At 66.3% G+C, this 13029-nt stretch carries 14 protein-coding genes; 5 read left to right on the forward strand and 9 right to left on the reverse strand.

Annotated features, from left to right (window positions below; genetic code table 11):
- Position 1 precedes the first annotated feature (1 nt).
- The 9 genes from HH800_RS26360 to HH800_RS26400 form a co-directional block, all read right to left on the reverse strand.
- Complete coding sequence (locus HH800_RS26360) at positions 2-409, reverse strand: response regulator (protein ID WP_007683354.1); 408 nt, start codon at positions 407-409, stop codon at positions 2-4.
- An 81-nt stretch (positions 410-490) separates the two neighbouring features.
- The gene (locus tag HH800_RS26365) at positions 491-1114 is read right to left on the reverse strand and encodes a response regulator transcription factor (protein WP_017501300.1); all 624 of its coding nucleotides are present in this window, start codon (positions 1112-1114) and stop codon (positions 491-493) included.
- Entirely contained in the window at positions 1104-2639 is a 1536-nt protein-coding gene (locus tag HH800_RS26370; protein WP_026109205.1) for a PAS domain-containing sensor histidine kinase, read from the reverse strand. The genes HH800_RS26365 and HH800_RS26370 overlap by 11 nt, the downstream gene beginning before the upstream one ends.
- A 59-nt stretch (positions 2640-2698) precedes the next feature.
- A complete protein-coding gene (locus HH800_RS26375; RefSeq protein ID WP_026109206.1) occupies positions 2699-3172 on the reverse strand; it encodes a DUF305 domain-containing protein in 474 nt (157 codons plus the stop codon).
- 90 nt (positions 3173-3262) lie between these two features.
- On the reverse strand, positions 3263-4411 hold the full coding sequence (locus tag HH800_RS26380) for a copper resistance protein B (RefSeq protein ID WP_017501303.1): 1149 nt from the start codon (positions 4409-4411) through the stop codon (positions 3263-3265).
- Positions 4411-6336 (reverse strand): copper resistance system multicopper oxidase, encoded by a 1926-nt coding sequence (locus HH800_RS26385; protein ID WP_017501304.1) that lies wholly within the window; start codon positions 6334-6336, stop codon positions 4411-4413. Before HH800_RS26385 ends, HH800_RS26380 begins: the two co-directional genes overlap by 1 nt.
- 67 nt (positions 6337-6403) lie before the next feature.
- Complete coding sequence (locus HH800_RS26390; RefSeq protein ID WP_017501305.1) at positions 6404-6970, reverse strand: RNA polymerase sigma factor; 567 nt, start codon at positions 6968-6970, stop codon at positions 6404-6406.
- Positions 6967-7407, reverse strand: coding sequence for a periplasmic heavy metal sensor (locus HH800_RS26395; RefSeq protein ID WP_026109207.1), 441 nt, complete (start codon positions 7405-7407; stop codon positions 6967-6969). The genes HH800_RS26390 and HH800_RS26395 overlap by 4 nt, the downstream gene beginning before the upstream one ends.
- Positions 7407-7676 (reverse strand): hypothetical protein, encoded by a 270-nt coding sequence (locus HH800_RS26400; protein WP_017501307.1) that lies wholly within the window; start codon positions 7674-7676, stop codon positions 7407-7409. Before HH800_RS26400 ends, HH800_RS26395 begins: the two co-directional genes overlap by 1 nt.
- A gap of 132 nt (positions 7677-7808) precedes the next feature.
- Between HH800_RS26400 and copC the strand changes: the two genes are divergently transcribed.
- The 5 genes from copC to cueR all read left to right on the forward strand — a co-directional run bounded on the left by copC (position 7809) and on the right by cueR (position 12706).
- A complete protein-coding gene (gene copC, locus HH800_RS26405) occupies positions 7809-8186 on the forward strand; it encodes a copper homeostasis periplasmic binding protein CopC (RefSeq protein ID WP_169863483.1) in 378 nt (125 codons plus the stop codon).
- Positions 8187-8190: 4 nt separating this feature from the next.
- The gene (gene copD / locus HH800_RS26410; protein ID WP_007406374.1) at positions 8191-9135 is read left to right on the forward strand and encodes a copper homeostasis membrane protein CopD; all 945 of its coding nucleotides are present in this window, start codon (positions 8191-8193) and stop codon (positions 9133-9135) included.
- A gap of 36 nt (positions 9136-9171) precedes the next feature.
- The gene (locus HH800_RS26415; RefSeq protein ID WP_017501308.1) at positions 9172-9846 is read left to right on the forward strand and encodes a class I SAM-dependent methyltransferase; all 675 of its coding nucleotides are present in this window, start codon (positions 9172-9174) and stop codon (positions 9844-9846) included.
- Between the two features lie 107 nt (positions 9847-9953).
- Positions 9954-12311, forward strand: a complete 2358-nt coding sequence (locus HH800_RS26420; RefSeq protein ID WP_004206948.1) for a heavy metal translocating P-type ATPase — start codon at positions 9954-9956, stop codon at positions 12309-12311.
- Positions 12308-12706, forward strand: coding sequence for a Cu(I)-responsive transcriptional regulator (cueR, locus tag HH800_RS26425; RefSeq protein ID WP_007406402.1), 399 nt, complete (start codon positions 12308-12310; stop codon positions 12704-12706). Before HH800_RS26420 ends, cueR begins: the two co-directional genes overlap by 4 nt.
- The last annotated feature ends 323 nt before the right edge of the window (positions 12707-13029 follow it).

Here is a 13029-nt window from a genome sequence, read left to right on the forward strand (position 1 = left end):
CTCAATGCTTTCGCAGAACCTCGGCGCGGTGCCGGTCCAACGCATCGAGCAAAGCCCTGCCGATCAAAGGCTTTGCGAGAACGTGATCGAAGCCCGCCTCGGCGGCCCGCCAGGCCAGCAGCGTGTCGTGAAAGCCTGAGATCATGATGGCGCGTCCCGACCATCCGATCTCGCGAAGGTGACGCAGCATCGCGAATCCGTCGATGTCGGGCATGCGATAGTCGAGGATGACGCAGTCTGCCTCCTTCGCGCGGGGGTCGGCCAACAGCGCGTGGCCGGTCGTATATCCCCACACGGCATAGCCGCGCGATCTCAGCAGCAGCTGGAGGCCACGCCGCACGCCGGGATCGTCGTCGGAGACGAGGATGGTGTATCTGCCATCATGCTGAGTGGAACGGACCGATGGCATTGCGAGAAGCGGACACCCGTGTGACGATTGCACCATCGATCGCATATCGCGCCTCGTCCCGTCGCTACGTAGAGGTCGCAGTCACTTCGGCTTGCGGCCCATGCCCGCGGCAAAGGCGATCCGCAGGGCTTCGGACAAATTGCGGACCTCGAGCTTGGCCATCAGGCTCGCGCGATGGACCTCGACCGTTCGCGATGAACAGCCCAGGTCATAGGCGATCGTCTTATTGGGCAGGCCGTTCGCCAGCCCTTCCAGCACTTCACGCTCCCGGGGCGTCAGTGCAGCGACCCGCACGCCGGCTTCAGAGGTTTCCAGAGTGCGAAGGTCGACATCGTCGAGACGCGCGAACGCGCGGCTGACGGCGCCGAGCAGGGCGGCTTTCTCGAAGGGCTTCTCGAGAAAGTCGACCGCGCCGCCTTTCATGGCCTGCACCGCAACCGACACGTCGCCATGGCCGGTCAGGACGATGACCGGCATATTGACCCCGCGTGCTGCCATGCCGGCCTGAACCTCGAGACCGTCCATCTCGGGCATGCGCACGTCGAGGATGACGCAGCCGACGGCCGCCGACTTCGCCTCCTTGAGAAACTCCACGCCCGAGGCATAGGTCACGACGTCGTAGCCCGCGGTCTTGAGCGCAAAGCTCGCCGCCTTGCGGATGCTCTCCTCGTCGTCGACCAGATGGATGACGCGTCTATCCCCCATGTTCCTCCTCCGCCCGCGCATGGATCAAGGTAAAATGAAAGCGCGCGCCGCCGCGGTCGGGGCGCTCCATCCAGATACGGCCCCCATGCGCTTCGATGATGGTCCGGCAGATCGAAAGGCCGAGGCCCATGCCGTCGGCCTTTGTCGACTTGAACGCCGTGAAGAGCTGCTCCCGGACCTCGTCGGCGATGCCGGGGCCGGTATCCGCCACGGTCACCTCGATCAGCCCGTCAGGGCGCAACCTGGTCGCCACCTTGAGGTCGCGAACCGGACACTCCGCCATCGCCTCGATGGCATTGCGCATCAGGTTGACCAGCACCTGCTGGATCTGCACCCTGTCGACGAGGACCGGCGTCGCGGCGGGATCGACTGCAAAGAAGCTGCGGATGCCGCGCTCGCGGGCGTCGACCAGCGCGAGCTGGCTCGCCTCGGCGATGACCCGCGGCAGCTCGTGGAGGCTCTTGTCGACCTCGCCGCGGGCGACGAAATCGCGCAGGCGCCGGACGATATGGCCGGCCCGCAGCGTTTCCTGTGCCGCATCATCCATCACCGACCGTAGCGACACGAAGGGTTCGTCGTCCCGCTCGTCGAGCATGTCGCGGATCGTCTCGAGATAGAGCGCGACCGCGGCAAGCGGCTGGTTGAGCTCATGCGCGAGGGTCGAGGCCATCGTGCCCATCGCGCTCAGCCGGGAGACATGGACCAGCTCTGCCTGCAGTTCCTTGAGCCTGAGCTCATCCTGCTCCTTGGCGGTGAGATCCCGGATGAAGCCGGTGAACAACCGCTGCCCGTCTTCACCGGCCTCGCCAACCGACAGCTGCATCGGGAAGGTCGAGCCGTCGCGGCGCTGGCCGACCACGACGCGGCCGAGGCCGATGATCCGGCGCTCGCCGGTCTGGAGATAATGCGCGATATATTCGTCGTGCCGGTCGCGATCGGGCTGGGGCATCAGGCAGGAGACGTTGCGGCCGACGAGCTCGGTTTCCGAATAGCCGAACAGGCGTTGGGCGGCCGCGCTGAACGACGTGATGGCGCCGGTCTCGTCGATGATGATCATCGCATCGGGGACGGTCGCCAGGATCGACTGGAGATGCTGCTCGCGGGTCTCGATTGACGCCCGGACCGCCGCCTCGTCGGTGACATCGCGACTGATGCAGGCAAAGCCTCGATGTGCGTCGCCTTCGAACAGGGCGCTGATCGTCAGGCGCGCGAGATACTCCGCTCCGTTCTCGCAGACCCGCCACGCTTCGCGCTCCAGCGTGCCCTCGTGAAGGGCGGCCGCCAGGTCTGCGCGTGGACGACCCGCCGCAATCTCGTCGGGCGGGTAGAACAGGTCATGGGGCTGTCCCAGGACGCGATCGAGGGGCCAGCATTCGGCACGCTCGCCTTCTTCATTATAGCTCAGCACGATCCCGGCAGGATCGAGCAGCGTCAGGACATGGCCGCCAGCCTGTCGCAGGAACAACGGCGCAAGCCGCACCACCTCCCTGGCAATCTCGTCCGGCCCGCGCCTCGTGTCGACCATCGTCCCGGCTCACATGCCTGGCCGGGCGCACGTATCCGGGCGTAGCCCGACCGTGCCACTCAGCGCCGCGCGAGTATGGCCTTCATCTCGTCGATTTCCTGCCGCTGCGAGCGCTTGATCGCTTCGCAAAGCCGGATGACTTCCGGATCGCTGAGCTTTGCTTCCTGGCACATCAGGATCGCCCCGGAATGATGCGGGATCATCGAGCGCAGAAAGGCCGTGTCGCCGATCGTGGTCTGGGTGCGGATGAGTGCAAAGCTGCCGAAGAAGGCGACCAGCGACGCGGCGATCAGCGCGATGTTGGCGGCTTTCGACGCGAACATGTGTCGCATGGCGAGGATCATCAGCACCACCATCGGTGCGACCATCATCAGCGTCATGTAGAGCATGTTGAGGTTGTTGTAGAAGCTGTCGAGCCCGTCGATCATGACGAACATCACCAGATACATGATGACGCCGCTGATGACGGTCTGAACGGCAAGGCTCCAATAGGCACCCATCTTCCGGGTGTTCATGTGGGACGAATGGTCCATGGCGTATCTCCTTCGCTCGGCGCCGGCCGACCTGGGTATGAGTGTAACGCCCCGCTCTCCTGTTCGCCCCCGCCATCAGCTGTCCCGATCCTAGAACCAGAAGCGGATGCCGGCGACGAAGCTGGTGGCATGGACGTCCTCGCCCGCAAGCCTCGACAGCCGCGCCGTGTCTCCGGCTTTGCGCAGATAGGAAACGCCGATGTAAGGTGCGAACTGGCGGCTGAATTCGTAGCGCAGGCGCGCGCCGAGCTCTATGTTGACCAGCCCCGAACCGATGTCGTTCTCCGGAATATCCTGCGCGGCGAAATTGACCTCGGCGCGCGGCTGCAAGATCAGGCGCTGGGTGATGCGCTGGTCGTAATAGCCCTCGACCCGGCCCAGAAGGTCGCCCTTGGTCGAGAGGAACAGCGCGCCTTCGACCTCGAACATGCCAGGAGCCAGGCCCTCGACGCCGATCGTCGCGTAGGTGCGGTCGGGCCCGCGGCCGAAGTCCTGGCGGATACCGCCCTGAAGATTGAAATAGGGGTCGATGGCCCGGCTGTAGAGCACCTGCACCTCGGCGCTGTCGATGCCGCGGCCGAACTCGCCTTCGCCCTCGCTCTTGAGCCAGAGCCGGTTGATATCGCCGCCGTAAAAGCCTTCGCCATCCCAGCGATAGCCATCGCGACCGCTATGCGCTTGATACTCGAACAGGTTGAGCAGCACCTGCCCGAAATTGTTGCCGCCGCTGTCCTTCATCATGATGTCGCGTGAGCGCGCCATCTCGGCGCCGGGAAAATCACGATCGGCGAAGTGGTCGCTGGGGGGAGGCGGCGGGGGCGCATTGCCGGCCGGAAGCGCCGTGCCGGTCATTTGCATGCCGGGCATGGCGGTCTGGCCATGCTGCGAATGGTCCATCCCGGGCATGTCCGGCATCGCGCCGTCCTGATGCTGGGAGTGGTCCATGCCCGGCATGTCCGGCATCGCGGGAGACGCGGGTTGCGGCTGACCGGCCGCATCTCCCTGCGGCGCAGGACTGGCCTGGTGCTGCGAATGGTCCATCGCCGAGGTGGCGTCTGGCGCTGGTGTCTGAGCGCGCGGCCTGGCGGCGGCCTTGTCCTTCTTCTTCTCCTGCGCCGGCGGCACCTCGCCCGGCGGCGCCATGCCGGGCATGCCGTGCATTGAATGATCCTGGGCAAAGGCGGGCGCGGCAGCGAAAAGGGCGATCGCGCTCACCAGCGGCGTGAGGATGCGGGTCATTACGCGTCTCCCTTCGGACGGACGCTCACGACCCGCATCATCCCGGCATGCATGTGGTAGAGGAGATGACAGTGGAAGGCCCAGTCGCCGACCGCGTCGGCGGTGAAGTCCCAGGTCACCTTGCCGCCGGGCTGGACGATTACCGTATGCTTGCGTGGCGCATGATCGCCATGCCCCGTCACCAGCTCGAAAAAATGCCCGTGAATATGGATCGGATGCCCCATCATCGTGTCGTTGATGAGATTGACGCGCACCCGCTCGCCTTCGATGAAGGAGATCGGCTCGTGATGGTCCGACATTTTTTCGCCGTCGAACGACCACATGAACCGCTCCATGTTGCCGGTGAGGTGAATGTCGATGCTGCGGCTCGGCGCGCGCACGTCCGGATTGCGATCGAGCGCCATCAGGTCCCTGTAGACAAGCACCTTGTGGCCGACGTCGGCGAGGCCCTGGCCGGGCTCGCCGGTGCGGTCGACGGGCATCGGCGAGATGGTCTGGACGCTCGGGTCGCGCTTCACCTGCGGCGCGTTCGAGAAGTCGCGCATCTTCATCGACCCCATCGCGTGCCCGCCATGGTCCATGCCCGCCATCTGGCCATCGGCGCCCATCGCGCCGTGGTCCATCCCGCTCATCGCGGAATGATCCATCCCCGAATGATCCATGCCTGCCATGGCGCTATTGTCCATGGTCGCCATCGCTGCCGCCGCGCCGGTCGCGAGGCGCGCGGACGCGTTCTTCTCGGCCGTCGGATCGACGCCCCGCATAGCGCCGCCCGACATGTCCATGCCTTCCATGCCCGGCATCGAGGACATGTCCATGCCCATGTCCTTCATGTCGGCGAGCGGCCGTTTGCGTAAGGGGGGAACCTCGCCGGCCATGCCGGCGCGCGGCGCGAGCGTGGCACGCGCCATGCCCGAGCGGTCGATCGCCTCGCCGACAAGGGTGTAGGCCTTGTCATCGCCTGGGCTGACAACGACGTCGTAGGTCTCGGCAACACCAATCTGGAACTCGTCGACGGTGACCGGCACCACATTCTGCCCGTCGGCCTGGACGATGGTCAGCGGCAGGCCGGGGATGCGGACGTTGAAGGTGGTCATCGCCGACGCATTGATGACCCGCAGCCGCACCCGTTCGCCCGGGGTGAAGAGCGCGGTCCAGTTGTCCATCGGACCATGGCCGTTGACGAGATAGGTGTAGGTGGATCCGGTCACATCGGAGATGTCGGCCGGGTCCATCCGCATCTGGCCCCAGTCGAGCCGGTCCTTGAGCGGCTGATCCTTGCCCGACAGGAGCCCGGCCAGGGTCTGGCGCTGGAAATTGAAATGGCCGGGGTTGACCTTGAGGCGCCGGAAGATCGCCTGCGGCGAGAGCGCGCTGTGATCGGCGAGCACGATGACATGCTCGCGGTCATAGGCGACCGGATCGGCACCGGCGGGATCGATGATGATCGGGCCGTAATGGCCTTCCTGTTCCTGCAGGCCTGAATGGCTGTGATACCAGTAGGTGCCGCTTTGCACGACGGGGAACTGGTAGAGGTAGTTCGATCCCGGCTTGATGCCCGGAAAAGACACGCCCGGCACGCCGTCCATATTGGCCGGCAGGATCAGCCCGTGCCAGTGGATCGAGCTGTCCTCCTCGAGTTGATTGACGACGTTGAGCCGCACGCGCTGGCCTTCGCGCAGCCGGATCAGCGGGGCGGGGACCGTGCCGTTGAGACCGATTGCGCGGAACTGGCGCCCGTCGATGCTCATCGACTGCCGGGCGATGGTCAGCGTGATGTCTTCGCCCGACACGGTCGGTAGCGTCGGTCGCATCCCCGGCGAGATGGTCTGCGCCCAGGCAGGCAGCCAGGCTGATAATGCGGCGCCACCACCGGCGAGGGCCGCGCCGCGAAGGAACTGGCGGCGGTCGAGGGCAGAAATCATTCGGTTTGTCTCAGCTTGCGGAAAGAGGGCGGACCTATTGGAAATACGCAACCCACCCGCCTGCCCCTCAAACTTTCTTCAAACTTTCCGCGAGGCGCGCCCGGGCGCGGTAGAGGCGGGTCTCGACGGCCTTCTGGGAGATGCCGAGGATCTCGGCGGTTTCGGCTTCCGATTTCTCGTCGATCGTCCGCAGGATGAGCGTGTCCTTGAGCGAGGCGGGCAGGGCGGCGATCGCCGTCATCGCCTCGGCGAGTTGCTGTTCGGCATCCAGGGCGCGGTCGGCCGAGGGGGCGTCGTCGACGATATGTTCGGCTTCGCCCAGAGGAAGGGCGAAGGAAAAGAAATTGCGGACCGCACGGCGACGGCGCCAGTCGTGGCATTTGTTGATGACGATCCGCGACATCCAGACCGGGAAGGGCCGCGTCCCATCATAGCGGCTGAGCGCGGAAAAGGCGGCCACGAAGCTCGCCTGAGTGACGTCGAGCGCCTCGTCGGGGCTACCGACATGGCTGCGCACGAGACGGTGTACCCAGCCCTGATGCCGGCGGACCAGCTCGCCATAGGCCGCTTGCCGGCCCCCCAGCGCCAGAGCCGCAAGCTCCCCGTCCGAGCAGTCGGGGAGGTGGAGCGTCATTTTTTCTCGGCCGTCAGCGCTTTCACGACGGCGTCGTCGAACTTCACCGTCTGGTCGGGGCGGAGCACCGCACGCATCGCGAAGATATGCTCGAGCGTTTCCTTCTGCAGCGCGCCCATCGCCTGGTGTGACCGGTCGACGGCGGCGGAGACCTGAGGCCCATAGCCATGTTCCGACCTGATGGCCTGCGCGAGCCATGCATTGTCGGCGCGCAGTTCCGCTTCCAGGGCCTGTCGGCGGATGGCGTAGCGGGCTTCGATAGCCTCGAGCCGTGCATGTTGCGCGCTATCCAGCTTGAGATCGCGATGGAGCAAGTCGTGCAGCTCATTCTCGACAGGGGGCGCCGGCACGACATAGAGCCGGCCGATCACGACCCCCGCTACTGCCGCAACAAACGTCAGCAGCACGAGAAGGAGAAGGCCGCGGCGATCGCGCATCATTGCGCGCGCAGCAGCGTCGAAGGAGCGAGCGCGAGCCGCGCGTCGAAGGGCGATGCCGCAGCATCTGCCGAACGCACTGGCACCGCGGAACCGGCGATGCCGATGAAGAGCGCGACCGCGGCTGCGACACCGAAGGTCGTGGCGCTCAGGCGCGGCATGGCCTGGAGCCGGGCGATCTCGGCCATGACGCGGCTGTCCAGCCCGGCAAGCCGGGGATCGAGGGGGGCTTCCCGCAACCGGCTGAGCATGTCGTCGAGGTGGTCCATGATGTTTCTCCGTCTTCTCTTCTCAATACGCAGGGTGGTCTTCTCACCCTTGTCCGGGAACAAAAAGAAAATTGCGAGGGGTGCAGGTCGCGGCTGCGTATTCTCTCATGTCACTGACAGGAGAATGTCCAAATGCGCTTCTTTTCGCCGCTCGCAGCCATCGCCGCCGTCGGCCTGAGTGTTTCTGCTCCGGCCTACGCCCATCCCAAGCTCGTGTCCTCGACGCCCGCCGCCAACGCCCGCGTCCCGGCGCCGTCGCGTATCACGCTCACCTTCAGTGAAGGTCTGATGCCGAAGCTGTCGGGCGCCGAGATCGTGATGACCGGCATGCCCGGCATGCCCAACCACCGCATGGCGGTAACCGGCTTCAAGACGTCCGTCGAAGGCGACAAGACGCTCGTGCTGACGCTCGCCAAGCCGCTCATGGCGGGCAGCTATCAGGTCGCCTGGCACGTCGTCTCGACCGACACGCACCGCATCCAGGGCAATCTCGCCTTTACCGTCAAGTGACGCCATGAACGACGTGGCACTCGTCGCCGTCCGCTGGGCGCTCTACGTCGATCTCGGCCTGTTGTTCGGCCTGCCGCTGTTCGCGCTCTATGCGCCCGGCGGCGGCCGGATGGTACAGCGGCATCTGCCGATGGTAGCAATGGTGGCCGGTCTCGCCTGTCTCGCCCTCCTGCTGTCGGCGCTGGGGTTCGCGTTGCAGGCAGCGGCCATGACCGGGCTGCCGCTCACCCAGCCTGATCTTTCCATGGTCGCAGAGCTGTTCAACGGCACGTCCATGGGAACGGCGCTGAAGGCGCGCCTCGTCGCGCTCCTCGTTCTTCTGCTCTCCATCCCCTTCTATCGCCGGCAATCCCGTCCTGCCTTCATCGCCTCCACTCTGGCAGGCGCGGTCGCACTCGCGACCCTCGCCTGGAGCGGGCATGGCGCGGCTGGCGAAGGCGAGGCGGGCTGGCTGCAACTGGGGGCCGATCTCATCCATCTGCTCGCCGCCGGCGCCTGGGTCGGCGCGCTTGCCGCATTCCTCGCGCTGGTACTTCCCAGGCTCGCAACCGACGATCTCGCCGCTCAAGACATGGACCGGGTCACGCTCGCCGAGGAAGCGTTGCGGGGCTTCTCCCTCGTCGGCACGATCATCGTCGCCCTGCTGATCCTGACCGGGACGGTGAACGGCTGGTTCCTCGTCGGTCCGGGCAACATCGCCTCGCTCGGGCAGTCGACCTACGGCCTGCTGCTCATCGCCAAGCTGCTGCTGTTCGCCGGCATGCTGGGCCTGGCCGCGCTCAACCGTTATCGCCTGACCCCGGCACTTGCGCAGGCGATCGAGGAAGAGGACGCGCCACGGGCGCAGGCGCTGCTGCGCGCGAGCCTCGTCGTCGAAGGCGGTCTTGCGATCGTCATTCTCGGGCTCGTCGCCTGGCTGGGGACACTATCGCCGCCCATGTCGATGTAGCTTATCGTTTCGGACGCCTCGCGTTGGGAGAAGCCTATGCAATCCTACACCCCGCCGCTCGGGACCGGATCGACGAAAGACTATGATCGCGCGATCCGCCTGTGGACGCGGGAGAAGCGGTGGCGTGCCGCCATGCTCGCCGCCCTGGCGCCCAAAGCCGGTGAGACGGTCGTCGACGTCGGCTGTGGCACCGGCAGCTTCGCGCTGATGCTTAAGCAAGCCGAGCCCAGGACGCAGGTGATCGGTCTCGATCCCGATGCCGAGGCGCTCGACATCGCGCGGCACAAGGCCGCTGTGCGGCGGGCCGATATCGACTGGCGTCAGGGATTTGCCAGGGACGTGGCCCCGGGTACCGCCGACGCTGTCGTGTCGAGTCTCGTGCTGCATCAGATGCCGGTCAGGGAGAAGGCGGCAACCCTGCGCGCCATGTTCGCCATGCTGCGCCCGGGTGGGCGCCTGGTGATCGCCGATTATGGCCGCCAGCAGGGTTTCATGCGGCTTGCCTTCCGCCTGACCGTGCAGCGGCTCGATGGCATCGATGATACCCGGCCCAATGCCGACGGCGTGCTCCCCGGCCTGATCGCGGCGGCCGGCTTCAGACATGTGGCCGAGACGTTTCGGCTTTTGACCATCACCGGCGCGATCGACTTGTTTACGGCGCATCGACCGGCGCAGGACCACGGCCTTACGGTTGCCAATGACCTTGGCTGATGGCGGCCAGGCGAACGGGCCCGCCGATTTGTCCGCTTAGGTGATTACGTATTGACCCTGACACGGTGTCAGACCCTAGATCGTCAGGCGTCGAAAGGAGCAAGGCGATGAACGAGACACATGGAGCGGCGCATGGCGGCGGTTGCTGCGGCGGCCACAGCGCCGCGAAAGCGGCGACCGGCGTCAAGGACCCGGTCTGCGGCATGACCGTCGACCCGGCGACCACGGCGCATCAAGCCGAGCATGGCGGTGAACGCTATCATTTCTGTAGCGCGGGCTGCCGGACCAAATTCATCGCCGATCCCGAGCGCTATCTCGGCCCGCCAGCGCCGCCGGTCGCGGCGCCCGAAGGCACGATCTGGACCTGCCCGATGCATCCAGAGATCCGGCAGGACCATCCCGGATCCTGTCCGATCTGCGGCATGGCGCTCGAGCCCGCGACCGTGACTGCCGACAGCGGCCCCAGCCATGAGCTGGTCGATTTCACACGGCGCTTCCGGGTCGGCCTGATGCTGGCCCTCCCGGTGCTGATCCTCGAGATGGGCGCGCATCTCTTTCCCGCGATCCATCGCCTCGTGCCGATGTCGATCTCGGTATGGATCCAGTTCGTGCTGGCGACACCCGTCGTGCTCTGGGCGGGCTGGCCCTTCTTCGAGCGTGGCTGGGCCTCGCTCAAGACCCGCAACCTCAACATGTTCACCCTGATCGCGATGGGGACCGGGGTCGCCTGGATCTACAGCGTCGTCGCGACGCTCGCGCCCCAGCTGTTCCCGCCCGCCTTCCGCGGAGAGGACGGCATGGTTGCCGTCTATTTCGAGGCGGCCGCGGTGATCACTGTCCTCGTGCTGCTCGGCCAGATGCTCGAACTGCGCGCGCGCGAGCGGACCTCGGGCGCGATCAAGGCGCTGCTTAACCTTGCGCCAAAGACCGCGCGCCGGATCGGTTCCGATGGCAGTGAAGAGGAAATCAGCCTCGATCTCGTTGCGGTCGGCGACCGCCTGCGTGTGCGTCCCGGCGAGAAGGTGCCGGTCGATGGCGTGGTCGAGGACGGCCGTTCCTCGCTCGACGAGTCGATGGTCACCGGTGAGTCCATGCCCGTCACCAAGGCCAAGGCCGACACGGTGATCGGCGGCACGCTCAACCAGACCGGCGCGCTCGTTATCGTCGCCGACAAGGTTGGCCGGGACACCATGCTGGCGCGCATCGTCCAGATGGTCGCCGAGGCGCAGCGCTCGCGCGCGCCGATCCAGCGCATGGCCGATCAGGTGTCGGGCTGGTTCGTGCCCGTGGTCATCGCGGTCGCGGTGGTCGCGTTCATCGCCTGGGGCATCTGGGGCCCCGAGCCGCGCTTCGCCTACGGGCTGGTTGCGGCGGTCGCCGTGCTGATCATCGCCTGTCCCTGCGCACTGGGTCTCGCCACGCCGATGTCGATCATGGTCGGGGTTGGCCGCGGCGCCGGGCTCGGCGTCCTCATCAAGAATGCCGAAGCGCTCGAGCATATGGAAAAAGTCGACACGCTCGTCGTCGACAAGACCGGCACGCTGACCGAAGGCCGGCCTGCCGTCACCCAGATCGTGCCGGCGCCCGGCTTCGACGAAGCCGAACTGCTGCGGCTTGCCGCCTCGGTCGAGCGGGCCTCCGAGCATCCGCTCGCGCTGGCGATCGTCGAGGCCGCCAAGGATCGCGGCATCCCCACGAGCGACGTCACCGACTTCGATTCCCCCACCGGACGCGGCGCGCTCGGCACCGTCGACGGCCGCCGGATCGTGCTCGGTAATGCGCGGTTCCTCTCGGAAGAGGGCATAGCAACCGACGCGCTGGCGGAGCAGGCCGACGCCCTGCGCCGGGATGGCGCCACCGCGATCTTCATCGGCGTCGACGGCACCGTCGGCGGCGCCTTTGCAATCGCCGATCCCGTGAAGCAGACGACGCCGGAGGCCCTGGCCGCACTCAAGGCCGAAGGCATTCGCGTGGTGATGTTGACCGGCGACAACCGCACCACAGCAGAGGCGGTGGCAAGGCGGCTCGGCATTGACGATGTCGAAGCCGAGGTACTGCCCGACCAGAAGAGTGCCGTCGTCGCGCGGTTGAAGAGCGAGGGGCGCGTGGTGGCGATGGCCGGCGACGGGGTCAACGACGCCCCCGCACTGGCTGCCGCCGATGTCGGTATTGCCATGGGCTCGGGCACCGACGTCGCGATCGAGAGCGCGGGCGTGACGCTGCTCAAGGGCGATCTCATGGGCATCGTGCGGGCACGGCGGCTGAGCCAGGCGACCATGTCCAACATCCGGCAGAACCTGGTCTTCGCCTTCATCTACAATGTCGCCGGGGTGCCGGTGGCGGCGGGCGCGCTCTATCCGCTGTTCGGCATCCTGCTCTCGCCGATCATCGCGGCCGCCGCCATGGCGCTCTCCTCGGTCAGCGTGGTCACCAACGCGCTGCGCCTCAACCGGAAAGCGCTGTGAACATCGGGGAGGCGTCGAAGCAAAGCGGGGTCTCGGAGCGGATGATCCGCCATTATGAGAAGATCGGCCTCATCCCGGCGCCGCCGCGCCGGGGAGCGGGTTATCGCGACTATGGCGAGAGTGACCTCCATCGCCTGCGGTTCATCGCCAATGCCCGCGATCTCGGTTTTCCGATCGAGGAGATCCGGACCCTGCTCGGCCTGTGGGCCGACACGGGCCGCAGCAGCGCCGATGTAAAGCGGGTCGCGTTGGCGCGGGCGGAGGAATTGCAGCGCAAGGCCGAAGCGCTGACGACCCTGCGCGAGACCCTCGTCGATCTCGCCGAGCGCTGTCATGGCGACGAGCGGCCAGATTGTCCCATCATCGCCGAACTGAGTCTCGACAGAAAATGTTAGCGCCGGCCGCCTCTCGGACCAGACCCGCTCTGGCGGCCGGGGTGCTGATCGCACTTGGCATTCTCACGACGGGCCTCGCGATATATTTCCTCGCAGTCCGCCCGCCACTGCTGGCGGAGGATCTTCGCCATATCGGCGGCAACCCGCAGACCCTTTCGCCGGTATTGCGGGACTGGTTCGGCGGGATAGCTGGCTCGCCCGTGCGACCGCACTGAGCCTCCTGATCGTATTTGGCCGCTTTTCATACAGCAATGTCGTGCTGAGCTCTGACTTCTGGGGCTGGCATATGCGAGGCAATCCCTCCGTAGGACTACGGAGTGCGC

It is taken from the genome of Sphingobium yanoikuyae, from assembly GCF_013001025.1.
Taxonomy (GTDB): domain Bacteria; phylum Pseudomonadota; class Alphaproteobacteria; order Sphingomonadales; family Sphingomonadaceae; genus Sphingobium; species Sphingobium yanoikuyae_A.